The sequence below is a fragment of the Campylobacter hominis ATCC BAA-381 genome, from assembly GCF_000017585.1.
Taxonomy (GTDB): Bacteria; Campylobacterota; Campylobacteria; order Campylobacterales; family Campylobacteraceae; genus Campylobacter_B; species Campylobacter_B hominis.
The window spans coordinates 475,808-490,403 of sequence record NC_009714.1 but is presented as its reverse complement, the minus strand read 5'-3'; the positions used below and the strand labels follow the sequence as shown (position 1 = coordinate 490,403).

The following is a 14,596-nucleotide window of genomic DNA, read 5'->3' as shown; positions in this document are numbered from 1 at the left end:
GGGTATAATCAAAAAATTTTATATTTTAAAGGCTTGAAAAATGAATCTTGGAGATATTTTTTCAAAAATTACTCGCAAACAAAGTACGCCGGAGGAAGCACCGTCGCATTGGATAAAATGTCCTAAATGCGGCTCTTTGATGTATCATAAGGAAGTGGAAAGCAACAACCGCGTATGCCCGAAATGCGGACATCATATGCGTTTATCAGCAAAAGAGAGAATAAATTTATTAGCAGATACCGAAACTTTTGAAGAATTTGATAAAAATTTATCGCCGCTTGACCCGATAAAATTTGTCGATAAAAAATCATATAAAAAAAGAGTCAGTGAAAGCAGTGAAAAAACAGGCGGTAATAGCGCTGTCATTAGTGGTGAGTGCGAAATAAACGGTATAAAAGTTCAACTTTGTGTTTTTGATTTCGCTTTTATGGGCGGAAGCATGGGCTCTGTTGAAGGTGAAAAAATCGTGCGCTCAGCCAAAAGAGCATTGGAAAAAAATCAACCTCTTATAATAATAAGCGCAAGTGGAGGTGCCAGAATGCAAGAAAGCACTTTTTCACTTATGCAGATGAGTAAAACATCAGCTGCAATTAAAATTTTAAGTGAAGCAAAAATTCCTTTTATTTCAGTTTTAAGCGATCCTACAATGGGTGGAGTAAGCGCTTCTTTTGCATGGCTTGGAGATCTTATTATAGCAGAACCGGGAGCTCTTATAGGATTTGCAGGACAAAGAGTTATAAAACAAACAATAGGCGCAGATTTACCTGAAAACTTTCAAACAAGCGAGTTTTTACTTGAACACGGTTTAATTGATGCAATTGTGGAACGAAATGAAATGAAAAAATATATCAGCGATATGATTACATTTTTCACTCACAACAATCAAATAGAAGTTGCCGAAATAGACGATGAGCAAAATACAAATGAGTGAAATTTTCGTAAATTCGATACAAAAAAATAAAAATGATTTCGCAATGCAGATAGCGGAATACATAAAAATGTCACAAAAATTTGCAGCCCTGAAAGATAATGTATTTTTTAATCAAAAAATTGCAAAGGCTCAAAGTATCGGCAAAGACGAAGCATTAAAATCATACGATGAAGTTTATTTCGCTCATAAAAAAGGCTATTTAATTGCACTTGATGAGCGAGGCGAAATGATTGATAGTTTGCAATTTGCTGAAATTTTATCAAAAAACAGTCAAATTTCATTTTTTATCGGCGGCGCATACGGTTTAAGTGAAAATTTTAAGCAAAAAATGGATAAAATAATAAGTTTAACAAAGCTGACTTTGGCTCATAAAATTGCCAAACTTATGCTTTTTGAACAAATTTTTAGAGGACTTTGCATAAACGCGGGCCATCCATATCATAAATAAAGGATAATAGTGAAAAAGACGGAATTAAAATTTTTTCGAAAGCTTCTTGAAGAAAGAAAAGAACAAATAAAGAAAAATATAAACGATTCGGTAAATGAGGTTGCTGAATTACGTTCTAATAATGCTGCCGATGAATTTGATGTAGCAAGTATGAATACAGATTCAAATTTGGAATATTCGCTAAGCTCAAAGCAACGTTATGAATTGGAAAAAATTGAACTTGCCCTAAAAAAAATAGAAAACGGCACTTACGGAATTTGCGAAATGTGCGAAGATGAAATCAGCATAGATCGTCTAAAAGCAAAACCGCAAGCAAGATATTGTATAACATGCAGAGAGATCATAGAAAAACAAAAAAAATAAAGGAGCAAAAATGAAAATCAAACAGTTTTTTATATATTCGCTTATTTATATAGGTGTAGTCGCAGTCGCTGCTTTTACACAAGAAAGCGGCAGCTATACATTAAATATTTTCGGATTTGAGTTAAATTTGCCGATTGCACTCTGGTTTGCTCTAGCGGTTGGTATTTATGCAATATTAGCGATTCTACATTTGATTTTCAATTCTATTTCATACTATAGCGCAAGAAGAGCCATAAACAAAGATATGAAAACTTATGAAGCACTCAGCAAAGAAGTTTTGCTAGGACTTGAAACAAATAAAGAGTTTAAAACCGATTATTTCAAAGACGCCTGCGAAATTACACAAACACTAAGCCCATGGAATTTCGGAGCAATAAATATCAGTAATGAAAATTTAAAAAATATTGTGGAAGATATAAAAAAAATCAATTCCGGCGAAGTAATTGAGCTTAAAAAATACAAACTTCCACGCACGAACAAACTTTATATCAAAAATGAGTTAAATAAGCTTAAAGCGGACCCACTTTATGCGCGTGAAATTTTAAAACAAAAAGAACCGATAGAGATTTTAAATGACGAAGCATATAAAACTCTACTTGAAAGCGACACATTTTTGGAAATAAAAAAACACGGCGTGCCTGAAAAAATAGATCAAATAAACATAATCTTAAACAGATTTGTAAATAGTAAAATTGAAATTTCAAAAGATGACCTATTTGAACTTATGAATAATAAGAATTTTACCGAAGACAACTTTTTGGATTTAGCTAAAAAATTGGAAAAATCTTTTGAACCGAATGTTTATAAAGCAATCTTTGAACGTCTTAAAAACGAAAATTCAAATGCAAATGAAGCTTATCTTTATGTTCTTTACGAAATCGGAATGTTAGATGAATTAAGAGAACAAATAAACTCAAGCGATAGCGGTGAGCACGAAAAATTCGAGCTTTTACTATTTTTGCGCGACAACGGCAAAAAAGTCCCGGCTTCGCTAGTAATATAAATCAAAAAAGGGCTTTTAAGCCCTTAAATTTTATGTTTTCCTTTAAAAATCATCCGCTTTTTTTAGCTCCGCTTGCCGGTTTTTCCGATCTTCCGCTCAGATCAGTTGTCAAACGCTTTGGTTGCGATGCTACCGTTAGCGAAATGATAAGTGCGAACGCTCTTGTTTTTTGCTCTGAAAAATCTTTAAAAATGATAAAAAAAAGCGAAAATGAAACACCATATTTTGTGCAAATCGCAGGAAGCGATCCGAAAATCATAAAACAAGCAGTTGAAATTTTAAATAAAATTGACGGAATTGACGGAATTGATCTAAATTGCGGCTGTCCCGTACCAAAAGTAGTGCGACAAAATGCCGGTTCAGCGCTTTTACAAAATTTGGATCTGCTTTCAAAACTAATAGAAATCATCAAAAAAACAAGCAACAAAAAATATACAAGCGCAAAAGTAAGGCTTGGCTTTGATACAAAAAATCCGGTCAACATTGCGCTTGCCGTTCAAAATGCAGGAGCCGATTTTATAGCAATGCACGCTAGAACAAGAGCCGGAGGATATTCGGCAAAACCTGATTATGAAGCAATCGCTGCTGCAAAAAGCGCAGTAAAAATTCCGCTTATAGCAAACGGCAACATAAACTCACAAAATGCAAATCAAATTTTAAACCTGACAAAAGCGGACGCTCTTATGATAGGAAGGGCTACAATCGGCAATCCTTGGGTATTTTATGAAATAAAAAATCAAAAAACAGTTGCGGTTGATGAAAAAATAAAAAAAGAGATAATTTTAGCTCATTTCGATGAGATGATAAAATTTTACGGCGATCACGGAGCGGTGATATTTCGCAAACATCTGCACGAATATTCAAAAGGCTATGCGGACGCTACGAATTTTCGATGCGAAATAAACACAATAACAAACGCTGAAAAAATGCGCGATAAAATCAAACAATTTTTTGAAATTTCCTGATTTTAATTATATATAAATTTCATTAAAAAATTAAAAGAATTTTTAAACTATTTCAAGCAATTAAATTTAATCAAATAAACTTGTATAAAAAGTAATTTTAAATTGAATTTTCTATTTTGCATAAAAATATTTTTCAATTTAAATTCAAATTTCAAACATCGGCAAAAAAGCATTTTTATAAATTTTTATTATTTCAAAAACAGCCGATAAAAATTTAAAACTATAGCCTTTAGGGCTTTTTAAATTATTAAAAATAATTTTTGCTTATTTTATACTTGTCTGAAAATCAAAAACACAATAAATAAAACTTATCTAAAAATTTCCGCTTTAATAATAAATCACCTGATAAAAACTTTGATATCTTGATAAATTTATATTAATTATTTTTCTCATTTGTAATTTTTAAAATTTCAGCGCGCAGTTAAATTTTTAATAATTTAAAATGTTAAAATTTCACCAGATAATGCAAATATAAAACAGATAACACATCATAAAAGACAGACCAAAACGAACGTAAAGCGGAATTTCCATACCATTATCCAAAATTCTTTTTGTTTCATCGTCAAGATCGTTATTTTCGATTTTTTTTATAAACACAATCTTGCTTATCACATCTAAAAAATAAAAAATCAGCAAAATAAAAAGCGTTCCGATTTGTAAATAAAATACGCAAAAAGTAAGAAAAATAAAGCTGAACTGCATAGCAAAAAACAGCACACTGTTTTGTTTGAATTTTTGAACATATCCGTCAAGCATTTCGCTAACATTATTTTTGTGATTAAAATAAATATCTAAAATTTCGCAACAAGCAAAAATAAGTGTTAAATTTAAAGCATTCATTCCGCGATTTTAGCAAAATTTCTTAAAAATTAGGTTTACAAAATTTAGTTTTCACGTAAAATCAATATTTATAAAAAACAAATTTTAAGCCAAAATCGGCTAAAATTCCAGCTTAAAATTTTATTAAAATGGCAAAAAAATGAATGAAAAATTTAGCAAAATAGGTTTTATTTTAGCAGTGGCAGGCGGCGCCGTAGGTCTTGGTAATGCTTTTAAATTTCCTACTCTTGTAGGAAGCAGTGGCGGAAGCGCTTTTGTATTTTTATATTTAATTCTTACGCTTACTATCGGTTTTAGCGTATTTTTAGCAGAAATGGCGATGGGAAGATTAAGCGGCAAGGATCCCGTGAATGCTTATAAAATTCTTGCGCCGAAAAATGGCGATAAATGGAAATTCGCAGGATTTTTTATGATTGCAGGAATTTTTGTTTTGGCGTTTTATTTGATAATTTTGGGTTGGGTTATAAGATATATCGCCGTTTCATTTGCAAGTTTGCCTAGCACGACAGCTTTAGCCGGAGAAAATTTTGAAAATTTCATTACAAACTCATTTAAAGCAAATCTGTTTTTTTATTTAATTGCATTTTTATCTACATTTGCAGTCGTTGCGCGTGGTATAAAAAGCGGAATTGAAAAACTGAATATTTATATGATGCCGCTACTTTTCATACTTTTACTTATTATGTTGATTTATTCCTGCTTTATGGACGGTTTTAGCAAAGCTGCAGTTTTTTTATTTACGCCTGATTTTTCAAAGATTGATTTCAGTGTAGTTTTAAATGCGCTTGGACTTGCATTTTTTACTCTTTGCATAGGAATCGGCTGTATTACGACATACGCGGCAAATCTTGGCGAAAGCGCAAATATCGTAAAAAGTTCAATAAGCATTGTTTTTATAAATATTTTAATCGGTCTTATGGTAGGACTTGTTGTTTTCACATTTGTTTTTGAATTTGACGCGAATCCGGGCGAACAAGGTGTAGGACTCGTTTTTGTAAGTTTAACCAGCCTTTTTGCAAAACTTGGATTTATCGGCAACGTTCTAGCGGTTTTATTTTTTATTTCGCTGTTTTTTGCAGGCATTACATCGGCAATTTCGATGATTGAGCCTTTTGTATTTTATCTTATAAACTCTTATAAAATTTCGCGCCTAAAAGCCGTCATAATTTCGGCAATAGGCGTATTTGTATTAAGTTTGAGTGCGCTTTTATCCATACAAAAAGACGCCGGAGCCACATTCACATTTTTTGGCAAAAGTTTTTTTGATATTTTAGATTTTGTAAGTCAAAATTTGATGCTTCCGCTTGGAGCGATGATGACAACTATATTTGTAGGATTTATAATGCGAAAAACAGATTTAAAAAGACTTTACACGACTGAAATGGGCGAAAAAGGCTTTACAATTTGGATAAATTTTTTAAGATTTGTCGTGCCTATTTGTATAATTATTATTTTTATAAATCAAATTTGGGGCTAATTTAAAATTTTACGCGAAACGAAGTTTTCTGATTTTTACTTTCACATGAAATTTTAAATCCAAGCTCATCGCAGTATTTTTTAACTAAACTTAGCCCTATTCCAAAACCGCCTTTTTCAGCATTAAAACGTGTAAATTTTTCAAAAATTTTTGATTTTTGTTCTTTTGAAATTTCATTTCCGAAATTTGAAATTTCAAAATAATTTTTACATAAAATTACAGAAATTTCAGTTCTTTCGGCGCAGTATTTTATAGCATTCGATAAAATATTATCAAAAATATTTTTAAACTTAAACTCGTCCGTTTTTAACCAAACTTCACTTAAATCAGTATTCAAGCTAAGATTTTTTTCACCGAGCATTATACTGAAATATTTTATTCGCTCATTTAAAATTTCTTTAACATTAATATTTTCCAAAGTATTTTGTGTTGTTTTTAAATTTAAATTTACTAAATTTTCATAAAGATTTGAAAGTGTTTTGGCGGCTATTTTGATATTTGACAAATATTTTTCAGGATAATTTTCAAACATCTCAATACTCATTAAAATCACGCTAAGCGGAGTATTTATCTCGTGCGTTGTGTCTTTTATAAAAGAATTTAATGAATTTATTTTTTCTATCAAAGGTCTAAAAGAAAGTTTAATGATAAAATATGAAACAATTAAAAAAAACAAAATGCTGCATAAAAAAATAGTTACGATTTTACTTATAATTTCCAATTTCTCTTCACTGTATTCATTGCTTCTAAGAAGCACAATATAATTATTTTTCATCTTATTGAAATGTAAATTTTCATATAAAAAAATTTCACCGTCATTTATAAAAAACTGTTCGTTGTTTGGCATAAAATATTTAGCATGCTTGTGCTTTTTAAATTTTAAACTGTTTAAATCAAAATCAAAATCTTTTTTTATGAAATTTCGGTTTGTTATATCAAAAATTAAAATTTTCGCATCATCAATTTTTTTAAAACTTAGGGTTGAAATTTCGTCAGATTTTGCCAAAACAGCTATTTGACCCATTATTGAAGTTAATTCTTTGCTGATATGAATTTTAAGTTTTTCATTTGAAGTTTTATAATAAAAATAACAAAAAAATGAAAGTAAAATAATACTCGTAAGCATATAAAGAGCAAAGATTGGAAGTCCATATTTTTTAAACGACATAGCTGTAACCGACCTTTGATATAGATACAATGTGTTTTCCGAAAATTTTTCGCAAATTTCTGATATAAACACGAAGACTTAATTCGCTTGGCATTTCATCAATATCCCAAACTGCGCTATAAATTTCTTCTCTACTTACACTTTTATTTTTTTTCTGTAAAAGAAGAGTCAAAAGAGTCATTTCCTTCTTTGATAAATTTACAGGCTCACCGTTTTTAAACAATCTTTTTTCATAAATATCAAAAGCAAGTCCATCGCACAGTTTTTCAATATGTGAGTTTTTGTGTGCAAAATTTCGTCTCAAAAGATTGTTTATGCGGAGTAAAAGTTCAGCCAATTCAAAAGGCTTTTTAAGATAATCGTCGCATCCTGATAAAAAACCCTTATTTAAATCATTTATATCGTTTAATGAAGTTGTAAAAATACAAGGCGTATTTTTCCCGCTTTTACGAAGCTCGTCCAAAAGTTTAAAACCGTTTCCGCCGATTATTTTGACATCAAATATCCATAAGTCAAAATTTTGTTCATAAGCCAAATCAAGCGCTTCATTATAGCTTTTAGTACTTTTTACTTCAAAATGATTTGCGACTAAAAAATCGCAAATCATCTCATTTAGCATATTTTCATCTTCTAAAACAAGAATTCTGTTCAAATTTTAACCTTACTTGAATTTTGGCATCTTCCTACAATCATTTGCACGCGCACAATTGTTCATCATATCATTCATCATATCAAAATTACATCCGCAATTTTTATTGTTTTTCATATTTTTTGAAAAGCCCATATTTTCAAAAAATTCGGCTTTTTCACCTGAGCTGAGTTTTTCTATTTTATCGCTCATCGCTTTATGAACTTCGCCTTTAAATTTAAAGCGCTCTTCTGGTGTTTTTGAACTCATCTGTTCACACATTGCGCTACGCATTTTGAAAATAATTTTATTTTGTTCGCCAACTCGTTTGCGAAGCTCGAACATTGCATCGGCAAAAACTACAGGATCTTTTGTGTTTAAAGATTTTATAAGTTCATCACTGCTTTTTCCGCTGAAATCCGCAGCACAAAGCGAAGTCGCCAAAGCACATACTAAAATTAAAAAAGATTTTCTCATTTTTACTCCTTGTTTTTAAGTTTTATACATTTTATGAAAAATATGTGAAAAAAATGTTAATAAATTTTATCGTTCAAAAACAAGTGAATTAAACTGTTCTATAAAACTTAATGGATTTACGCTAATTCCGTTTATTGCTATACCAAAATGTAAATGAGGGCCTGTAACACGCCCGCTTTGCCCGCTAAGCCCGATGATTTGACCGCGATTTACACGCTCGTTTGGTTGCACTGAAATTTTACTTAGATGATAATATTGTGAAAAAATTCCACCACCATGATCTATGACTACAGAATTTCCTGCGTAATATCGATCTTTTGCAATTCGCACTATTCCGTCATTTGAAGCAATTATTTCGGTTCCTATAACGGCTCTGTAATCGATTCCTGAATGATAGCTTTTCAAATTTCCATTGAATGTGCGGGCATTTCCGAAATTCGATGTTATGTATGAACTTAAAGGAATAATAAACGGCGCATTAAAAAAATATTTTTTTTCAGTTACAGCATAAATTTTATTTGCTTCGTCAAGTTCTTTTTTTATGCGAATAAGTGCGCTTTTTGGCGGATTTACCTTTTTTGGCTCAACTTTTAATTCTTCGCTTTTATAGTTTCCTTTTATAAGTTTTAAAATTTCAGTTTCAGTTTTTCCGTTAACAAAGCTTTTAGCAACCATATCATTTTTTTGACGATAGTTAGCAGCCAAAATGGCTATATTTTGATTCTTATCGTTAGGATCGGCAATCCAAAAAATTCTTTTTTTATCTAAATAAAGTTCGCCGGTAATTTCTTTTGGAGCTTTTAAAATAAGCACGTCTCCGTTTTTTATTTCCAAAGAAAACAAATTCGTTACAAAAATAATTAAAATCAGTAATTTATTCACATTTTCCCCAAATTTTTTAAAATTTTGTTGATTTTTTATTTAAAAATCTATAATTTATTGCTATAATAGCGAAATTTCAATTTTATAAGGATAAAAAATGAAAAAATTATTTTTCACTGCTGTTTTGCTTCTTTTCGGTATAAATGTAGCAAATGCCGATGTAGCAGCAAATCAAGAACTTTATGCTGCATCAAATGTAATCAGTTCATTTGCACATGACAACAATTTCTCAATTCCTGCAGATAAAGTATTAAATGCTAAAGCGGTTGCAATTTTAACGGATGTAAAAAGAAGTGCAGCTGTAGTTTCAACTCAATACGGAGATGGAGTTTTCAGTGTAAAAGATGAAAACGGAAACTGGTCTGCACCTCTTTTTATAAAATACCGCGGCTTTGGAGTTGGAGTTCAGGCAGGATATGAAACAAGTGATATTGTAATGTTGTTTCAAACAACAAAATCTTATCAAGATATATTTAACGGTACCGACACACTTGAACTTAATGTAGCAGGAAGCGTTGTAGAAGGTAAAAGAGGAGGAGCGGCTACAGATTTACCTGATATTTCAGCCTGGATTGTAAGTCCTGGAGAAGTAACAGGAGTTTATCTTGGTGTATCTCTTGATATAGGAAGAATTACAATTGATGATCAGCTTACAAATGATTTTTATGATAGAATTTATGATTATGAAGATATCTTAAATGATTCTCCAAGAGACAACAAATACTCTAAAATTTTCAAATCTACTCTTAAAAAATATTTGAATGACAACAGATATTACGGAAAAATTCAAAATAAACCTGCAGGCTGGCCGAAAACTGTCCCTGTTGTAAATAAATAAAATTATATTACAAATCAAGCCAAGAAGTTTGGTCTTGGCTTGAATACTGCAAGTAAAAATTTTAATATCTTACATATTAAAAGAACTTTATACTTTATGAAATTTCAATTATTAATTTTTCACTGAAATTTTTAAATTTTAAAGCTTCCGTTTCATTTAAAAATGCTGAAATTTCAGCTCCTTTTTCATTAAATTTTTTTAAAATTTCAATATTTCGCATTTTAAAAAAATATTCAATTTTTGAAATTTCACTAAACGGCGCAAAAAATTTCAATTCTTTTTTTATTTCAAATTTTTTAAGAATTGCGGATTTTATAGCAAGATTTGCACTGCTTGAATATGCTCTGACAATTCCGCCTATTCCAAGTTTAATTCCACCGAAATATCTAATTACAAAAATAGCCGTATTGATAAGCTCGCTTCCTCTTAAAGCATTTAAGCAGGGTATTCCGGCACTATTTTTGGGCTCAAAGTCATCATTTTGATTTTCAACGATTTGATTGAATTCGTTTAAATATCTATACGCCCAAACAATGTGAGTTGCTTTGATGTGAGCTTTTTGCAGATTTTTTAACTCTGCTTTAAAATCATCAAACGGGCAAATAACGGCAATAAATTTTGATTTTTTAATCTCATTAATGACACTGAATTTTTCACAAACTATCTTCAAATTTTGCCCTTTTTACTTGATTTTATCAAAAAATGGATATAATTTCAAAATTTAAATCAAGGATTAGAAATGATACAAACTTGCTTATTTCCAGCCGCAGGTTATGGCACAAGATTTTTACCTGCAACTAAATCTTTACCTAAAGAAATGTTGCCGATTCTTACAAAACCGTTAATTCACTACGGTGTTGATGAAGCGATGGAAGCAGGAATGAGTAATATGGCATTTGTTACAGGGCGTGGAAAGCGCGCATTGGAAGACTATTTTGATAAAAGTTATGAACTTGAAGATCAAATTTCAGGCTCAAACAAAGAGAAATTATTATCAGAAATTAGAGATCTGATGAAAAAATGTACATTTTCTTTTACTCGTCAGGAGAGTATGAAAGGGCTTGGAAATGCTATTTATACTGGTAGAATTTTAACACGCGACGAAGCTTTCGGTGTGATTTTAGCGGATGATTTATGTGTAAATGAAAACGGCGAAGGGATACTTGCTCAAATGGTAAAAATTTACGAAAAATATCGCTGTTCCATAGTAGCGGTAATGGAAGTGCCGAAAGAAAAAATTTCAAGTTACGGTGTAGTAAATGGAAAATTTATCGAAGATAATGTGATGATGATAAATCAAATGGTGGAAAAACCAAATCCTGCAGATGCACCGTCAAATCTTGCAATAATAGGCAGATATATTTTAACTCCTGATATTTTTGAAATTTTAGAGCAAACAAAGCCTGGAAAAAATGGTGAAATACAAATCACTGACGCGCTTATGACACAAGCAAAAAACGGAATTGTAATAGCATATAAATTTCAAGGTCGAAGATTTGATTGCGGAAGTTTAGATGGTTTTGTAGAAGCTACAAACTATTTTTATGAGAAAATTCATGCTAAAAAATGAGCTATATTTTCCAAAAACCGATATAAATACGATTCATTCTTATGCATCGCGTATGATGAGCGAGTTTGAAAGTGGCGAAATAGGATATTATCATCTACCTTTGGAAGTTGAAATTTTAAGCGAAATAAAAGAATTTTTAAATAATAAAATATATGATGATGTCGTATTGATAGGAATTGGCGGAAGTTCCGTCGGAGTTAAAGCGGTAGTCGGCGCTCTTTTAAATACAGAGCAAAAAGCCGAGCTTCACATCCTTGATAATGTTGATAATTTTTCATTTTTAAGCGTTGTTAAAAAATTAAATTTTGAGCGCACGCTTTTTATAATTTCGTCAAAATCAGGCACGACAATAGAAACAATTTCTTTGTTTAAACTTATTTTAAAATATTTTAACGTGCTGAATTTAGACAAGAATTTTGTTTTTATAACAGATCCCGGATCTGTGCTTGAAAATTTTGCCGTTCAAAATAAAGCAAAATTTTTTAATATTCCAAAAAATGTCGGTGGACGCTTTAGTGTATTAAGTGCGATAGGATTAATGCCGTTTTGCGCGCTTGGGCTTGATTGCGAAGCGCTTTTAAAAGGCGCAAAAGCTGCGAAAGTACATTTTTTGGACAACAAAGACGACACAATACTTCAAAAAGCTTATCATTATGCAACTCATAAAAATGCAAAAATAAATGTAGTTTTCAGTTATTGCGACAGGCTTGCAAAATTTAATGATTGGTATGTGCAGCTTTGGGCTGAAAGTCTTGGCAAAAAAGTAGGATACAAACGCCTTGGACTTACACCTGCAGGACTTATTGGAAGTCGCGATCAGCACTCGTTTTTACAACTGATAATGGATGGACCGAAAGATAAAACTTGTACATTTATAAAAGTTGCAAATCAAGGAAATTTCACTGATTACATACCAAATATGAGCCTTGCCGGACTTGAAGCCTGCAATTTTACAAATGGTCTCAGTATGAATGCGATGCAAAATTTCCAATGTGAAGCTACAAAAAAAGCGCTGATAAACGAAGGAATAAGCGTAGATCTTATCACACTTGAAAAACTTGACGAGTTTGAAATAGGATATCTTATTTACTATTATGAACTTCTAACAAGCGCTGTAGGACTTATGCTTGGCATAAATACATACAATCAGCCAGGCGTAGAAGTAGGAAAAAGAATTTTAAAATCACTGATACTTAAAGATTAAAATTAAACTACTTAAAATTTTAATCTCTTTGTGTAGGTATGAAAAATAATTATTTTAAAATTTAAAAAAATTTTACTAAATGCGATTCCTTGCATTAAGTTTTATTGCTAAATAAAACTCAGGTCGCTTTTTTTTGATAGAATTTTATGTAAATCTTTATTGCATTTTTTTAATTAAATCTGATTTCGCAATAATATTTCAAAAAAATTTTACGCCTTTATCTAAAACGGCTAAATTGTTTAAAATAATTCTTTGACAAAATAATTTTAACAATTTGATATATTTATTTTTTTAAATTTTAAAGCTGATTATCTTGCATTAAAATTCCAAATCTGTTTAATGCTTTATTTTAAGTTATGAGTTTCTTTATGCTTACCTTAAAAGCAAGGTAAGCATATCAATTTTTATAAGAAAAATTTATAGATATCATCTAACAAAAAGTATTTTTTGTCTGCCAAGCCATGATAAAATGTGTTAATCTGATTGTCGAAAAGTTTTTTAAAATAACCTTCTTTGCTTAGTTGTATAAGTTCGTCATTTATAATATTCAAAAGTTCTTTATTTCCTTTTTGCACACCGATACCAAGAAAATCACTGGCACCCAAACTATTTATATTTACCTCGAGGCTTTTATCTATCACGGCATAAGTTAATACAATTGTATTGTCACTTGCATAACCGGCAGCATCTGGCGTATTTTTAAGCATTTTATAGCAATTTGCGGCACCATCGCAGCCAAGTATATTAAAACCTTGATTTCTAAAATATACTTCACCTGTTGTTCCGTGTTCTGCTATTATAGTTTTTCCTTTTAAATCAGCAAATGTTTTTATGCCATCATCTTTACGTGTTACTACACCGATATTTACAGCAAAATAAGGATTTGAAAAATCTATCACTTTCGATCTTTCATCTGTGATAGTAAACGTAGCAATTAAAAAATCTATTTCGTTATTTTGAAGAACCTTTAACCTATCACTTGCTAAAACAGGTTTAAATTCGATAGTTCCGCTATTTCCGCCAAAAATCTTCTTTGCAATTTCCTTTGCAAGATCAACTTCAAATCCTTCAAACTCACCGTTTTCTTTTATTTGCGAAAATGGCGGTTGCGCTTCAAATACGCCTACTCTCAATATTTTGCTTGATTTGATTTCATTTAATGAGTTTGCACTCAAAAAGCCTAACATAAACATTAAAAAAACTAAAATTTTTTTCATTTTTTATCCTTTGATATATTTTAATTTAAAAAACAATTTAAAAATATTTGAATTTATTTACTTAGCTAAATCAGCTAAAACTTTTGCAGCATGGTCCTTTGCTCTTACATTTTTATAAATTTTACAGATTTTTCCGTTTTCATCTATAACAAAAGTTGAGCGGACAACCCCGAGATACTCTCTACCGTAATTTTTCTTAACTTGCCAGACGCCGTAAAGTTTAGACACTTCGTGATCCGAATCACTTAACAAAATATGTTTTAAACTTTGTTTTGCAGCGAAATTTGCATGACTTTTTACAGAATCGGGACTTACACCGATTATTACGGCATTTTGTGCGATAAACTCATCAAAATTTGCACTAAACTCACAAGCTTCTATGGTGCAGCCTGGAGTATTATCTTTCGGATAAAAATACAATACTACCTTTTTACCGATAAAATCTTTTAGGCAAACATCGTCATCTTCGCCATTCTTCAAGCAAAATAAAGGCGCTTCATCGTCAACATTAAGTGTAATTTTTCGTTCTTTGTCAGCTTCTAAAATTTCACCCACTTATCTCTCCTTAAAATATAAAATTATTGT

General features: G+C 30.9%; 17 protein-coding genes. 9 read left to right on the top strand and 8 right to left on the bottom strand.

Going from position 1 to position 14,596, the window contains the following annotated elements; translation table 11 throughout:
- The first annotated feature begins 40 nt into the window (after positions 1-40).
- Genes accD through CHAB381_RS02550 form a run of 5 tightly spaced genes read left to right on the top strand, consistent with a single transcriptional unit; the run spans position 41 to position 3,710 of the window.
- A complete protein-coding gene (gene accD / locus CHAB381_RS02570; protein WP_012108412.1) occupies positions 41-931 on the top strand; it encodes an acetyl-CoA carboxylase, carboxyltransferase subunit beta in 891 nt (296 codons plus the stop codon).
- Positions 924-1,379 (top strand): 23S rRNA (pseudouridine(1915)-N(3))-methyltransferase RlmH, encoded by a 456-nt coding sequence (locus CHAB381_RS02565; RefSeq protein WP_012108411.1) that lies wholly within the window; start codon positions 924-926, stop codon positions 1,377-1,379. Before accD ends, CHAB381_RS02565 begins: the two co-directional genes overlap by 8 nt.
- A gap of 9 nt (positions 1,380-1,388) precedes the next feature.
- Positions 1,389-1,742, top strand: coding sequence for a molecular chaperone DnaK suppressor DksA (dksA, locus tag CHAB381_RS02560; protein ID WP_012108410.1), 354 nt, complete (start codon positions 1,389-1,391; stop codon positions 1,740-1,742).
- A 10-nt stretch (positions 1,743-1,752) separates the two neighbouring features.
- Positions 1,753-2,745: a LapA family protein gene (locus tag CHAB381_RS02555; RefSeq protein ID WP_012108409.1), complete on the top strand. Its 993-nt coding sequence runs from the start codon at positions 1,753-1,755 to the stop codon at positions 2,743-2,745.
- 32 nt (positions 2,746-2,777) lie between these two features.
- Complete coding sequence (locus tag CHAB381_RS02550; RefSeq protein WP_012108408.1) at positions 2,778-3,710, top strand: tRNA dihydrouridine synthase; 933 nt, start codon at positions 2,778-2,780, stop codon at positions 3,708-3,710.
- A gap of 453 nt (positions 3,711-4,163) precedes the next feature.
- Here CHAB381_RS02550 and CHAB381_RS02545 read toward each other — a convergent pair whose 3' ends face one another.
- Positions 4,164-4,550, bottom strand: coding sequence for a hypothetical protein (locus tag CHAB381_RS02545; RefSeq protein WP_012108406.1), 387 nt, complete (start codon positions 4,548-4,550; stop codon positions 4,164-4,166).
- A gap of 139 nt (positions 4,551-4,689) precedes the next feature.
- Here CHAB381_RS02545 and CHAB381_RS02540 point away from each other — a divergent pair, with 139 nt between their 5' ends.
- A complete protein-coding gene (locus tag CHAB381_RS02540) occupies positions 4,690-6,027 on the top strand; it encodes a sodium-dependent transporter (RefSeq protein WP_012108405.1) in 1,338 nt (445 codons plus the stop codon).
- Position 6,028: 1 nt separating this feature from the next.
- On the opposite strand, the gene CHAB381_RS02535 is transcribed toward CHAB381_RS02540, so the two are convergent.
- The 4 genes from CHAB381_RS02535 to pgp3 all read right to left on the bottom strand — a co-directional run bounded on the left by CHAB381_RS02535 (position 6,029) and on the right by pgp3 (position 9,182).
- Positions 6,029-7,195 (bottom strand): sensor histidine kinase, encoded by a 1,167-nt coding sequence (locus CHAB381_RS02535; RefSeq protein ID WP_012108404.1) that lies wholly within the window; start codon positions 7,193-7,195, stop codon positions 6,029-6,031.
- Positions 7,185-7,847, bottom strand: a complete 663-nt coding sequence (locus CHAB381_RS02530; RefSeq protein WP_012108403.1) for a response regulator transcription factor — start codon at positions 7,845-7,847, stop codon at positions 7,185-7,187. Before CHAB381_RS02530 ends, CHAB381_RS02535 begins: the two co-directional genes overlap by 11 nt.
- A gap of 9 nt (positions 7,848-7,856) precedes the next feature.
- Positions 7,857-8,300 (bottom strand): DUF1104 domain-containing protein, encoded by a 444-nt coding sequence (locus CHAB381_RS02525; RefSeq protein ID WP_012108402.1) that lies wholly within the window; start codon positions 8,298-8,300, stop codon positions 7,857-7,859.
- Positions 8,301-8,366: 66 nt separating this feature from the next.
- Positions 8,367-9,182 carry a peptidoglycan metallopeptidase Pgp3 gene (pgp3, locus tag CHAB381_RS02520; RefSeq protein WP_049752825.1) on the bottom strand — a complete coding sequence of 272 codons (816 nt, stop codon included), beginning with the start codon at positions 9,180-9,182 and terminating at the stop codon, positions 8,367-8,369.
- A 97-nt stretch (positions 9,183-9,279) separates the two neighbouring features.
- Here pgp3 and CHAB381_RS02515 point away from each other — a divergent pair, with 97 nt between their 5' ends.
- Positions 9,280-10,020, top strand: coding sequence for a lipid-binding SYLF domain-containing protein (locus tag CHAB381_RS02515; protein ID WP_012108400.1), 741 nt, complete (start codon positions 9,280-9,282; stop codon positions 10,018-10,020).
- 94 nt (positions 10,021-10,114) lie between these two features.
- Here the strand turns inward: CHAB381_RS02515 and CHAB381_RS02510 are convergent, their stop codons facing one another.
- Positions 10,115-10,690, bottom strand: a complete 576-nt coding sequence (locus CHAB381_RS02510) for a YigZ family protein (RefSeq protein ID WP_012108399.1) — start codon at positions 10,688-10,690, stop codon at positions 10,115-10,117.
- A 69-nt stretch (positions 10,691-10,759) separates the two neighbouring features.
- Between CHAB381_RS02510 and galU the strand changes: the two genes are divergently transcribed.
- Together galU and CHAB381_RS02500 are read left to right on the top strand one after the other, a co-directional pair.
- The gene (gene galU / locus CHAB381_RS02505) at positions 10,760-11,590 is read left to right on the top strand and encodes a UTP--glucose-1-phosphate uridylyltransferase GalU (protein WP_012108398.1); all 831 of its coding nucleotides are present in this window, start codon (positions 10,760-10,762) and stop codon (positions 11,588-11,590) included.
- Positions 11,577-12,794 (top strand): glucose-6-phosphate isomerase, encoded by a 1,218-nt coding sequence (locus CHAB381_RS02500; protein WP_012108397.1) that lies wholly within the window; start codon positions 11,577-11,579, stop codon positions 12,792-12,794. Before galU ends, CHAB381_RS02500 begins: the two co-directional genes overlap by 14 nt.
- A gap of 404 nt (positions 12,795-13,198) precedes the next feature.
- Here CHAB381_RS02500 and CHAB381_RS02495 read toward each other — a convergent pair whose 3' ends face one another.
- Positions 13,199-14,011: a transporter substrate-binding domain-containing protein gene (locus CHAB381_RS02495; RefSeq protein WP_012108395.1), complete on the bottom strand. Its 813-nt coding sequence runs from the start codon at positions 14,009-14,011 to the stop codon at positions 13,199-13,201.
- 57 nt (positions 14,012-14,068) lie between these two features.
- Positions 14,069-14,566 carry a thioredoxin-dependent thiol peroxidase gene (gene bcp, locus CHAB381_RS02490; RefSeq protein ID WP_012108394.1) on the bottom strand — a complete coding sequence of 166 codons (498 nt, stop codon included), beginning with the start codon at positions 14,564-14,566 and terminating at the stop codon, positions 14,069-14,071.
- Positions 14,567-14,596 lie beyond the last annotated feature (30 nt).

Excerpts from the sequence above, each read along its gene's own strand:
- CHAB381_RS02525 (WP_012108402.1), bottom strand. The coding sequence starts at position 8,300 with ATGAGAAAATCTTTTTTAATTTTAGTATGTGCTTTGGCGACTTCGCTT.
- CHAB381_RS02515 (WP_012108400.1), top strand. The coding sequence starts at position 9,280 with ATGAAAAAATTATTTTTCACTGCTGTTTTGCTTCTTTTCGGTATAAAT.
- CHAB381_RS02540 (WP_012108405.1), top strand. The coding sequence starts at position 4,690 with ATGAATGAAAAATTTAGCAAAATAGGTTTTATTTTAGCAGTGGCAGGC.
- CHAB381_RS02500 (WP_012108397.1), top strand. The coding sequence starts at position 11,577 with ATGCTAAAAAATGAGCTATATTTTCCAAAAACCGATATAAATACGATT.
- CHAB381_RS02555 (WP_012108409.1), top strand. The coding sequence starts at position 1,753 with ATGAAAATCAAACAGTTTTTTATATATTCGCTTATTTATATAGGTGTA.
- CHAB381_RS02535 (WP_012108404.1), bottom strand. The coding sequence starts at position 7,195 with ATGTCGTTTAAAAAATATGGACTTCCAATCTTTGCTCTTTATATGCTT.
- CHAB381_RS02545 (WP_012108406.1), bottom strand. The coding sequence starts at position 4,550 with ATGAATGCTTTAAATTTAACACTTATTTTTGCTTGTTGCGAAATTTTA.
- CHAB381_RS02550 (WP_012108408.1), top strand. The coding sequence starts at position 2,778 with ATGTTTTCCTTTAAAAATCATCCGCTTTTTTTAGCTCCGCTTGCCGGT.
- galU (WP_012108398.1), top strand. The coding sequence starts at position 10,760 with ATGATACAAACTTGCTTATTTCCAGCCGCAGGTTATGGCACAAGATTT.
- accD (WP_012108412.1), top strand. The coding sequence starts at position 41 with ATGAATCTTGGAGATATTTTTTCAAAAATTACTCGCAAACAAAGTACG.
- CHAB381_RS02495 (WP_012108395.1), bottom strand. The coding sequence starts at position 14,011 with ATGAAAAAAATTTTAGTTTTTTTAATGTTTATGTTAGGCTTTTTGAGT.
- CHAB381_RS02565 (WP_012108411.1), top strand. The coding sequence starts at position 924 with ATGAGTGAAATTTTCGTAAATTCGATACAAAAAAATAAAAATGATTTC.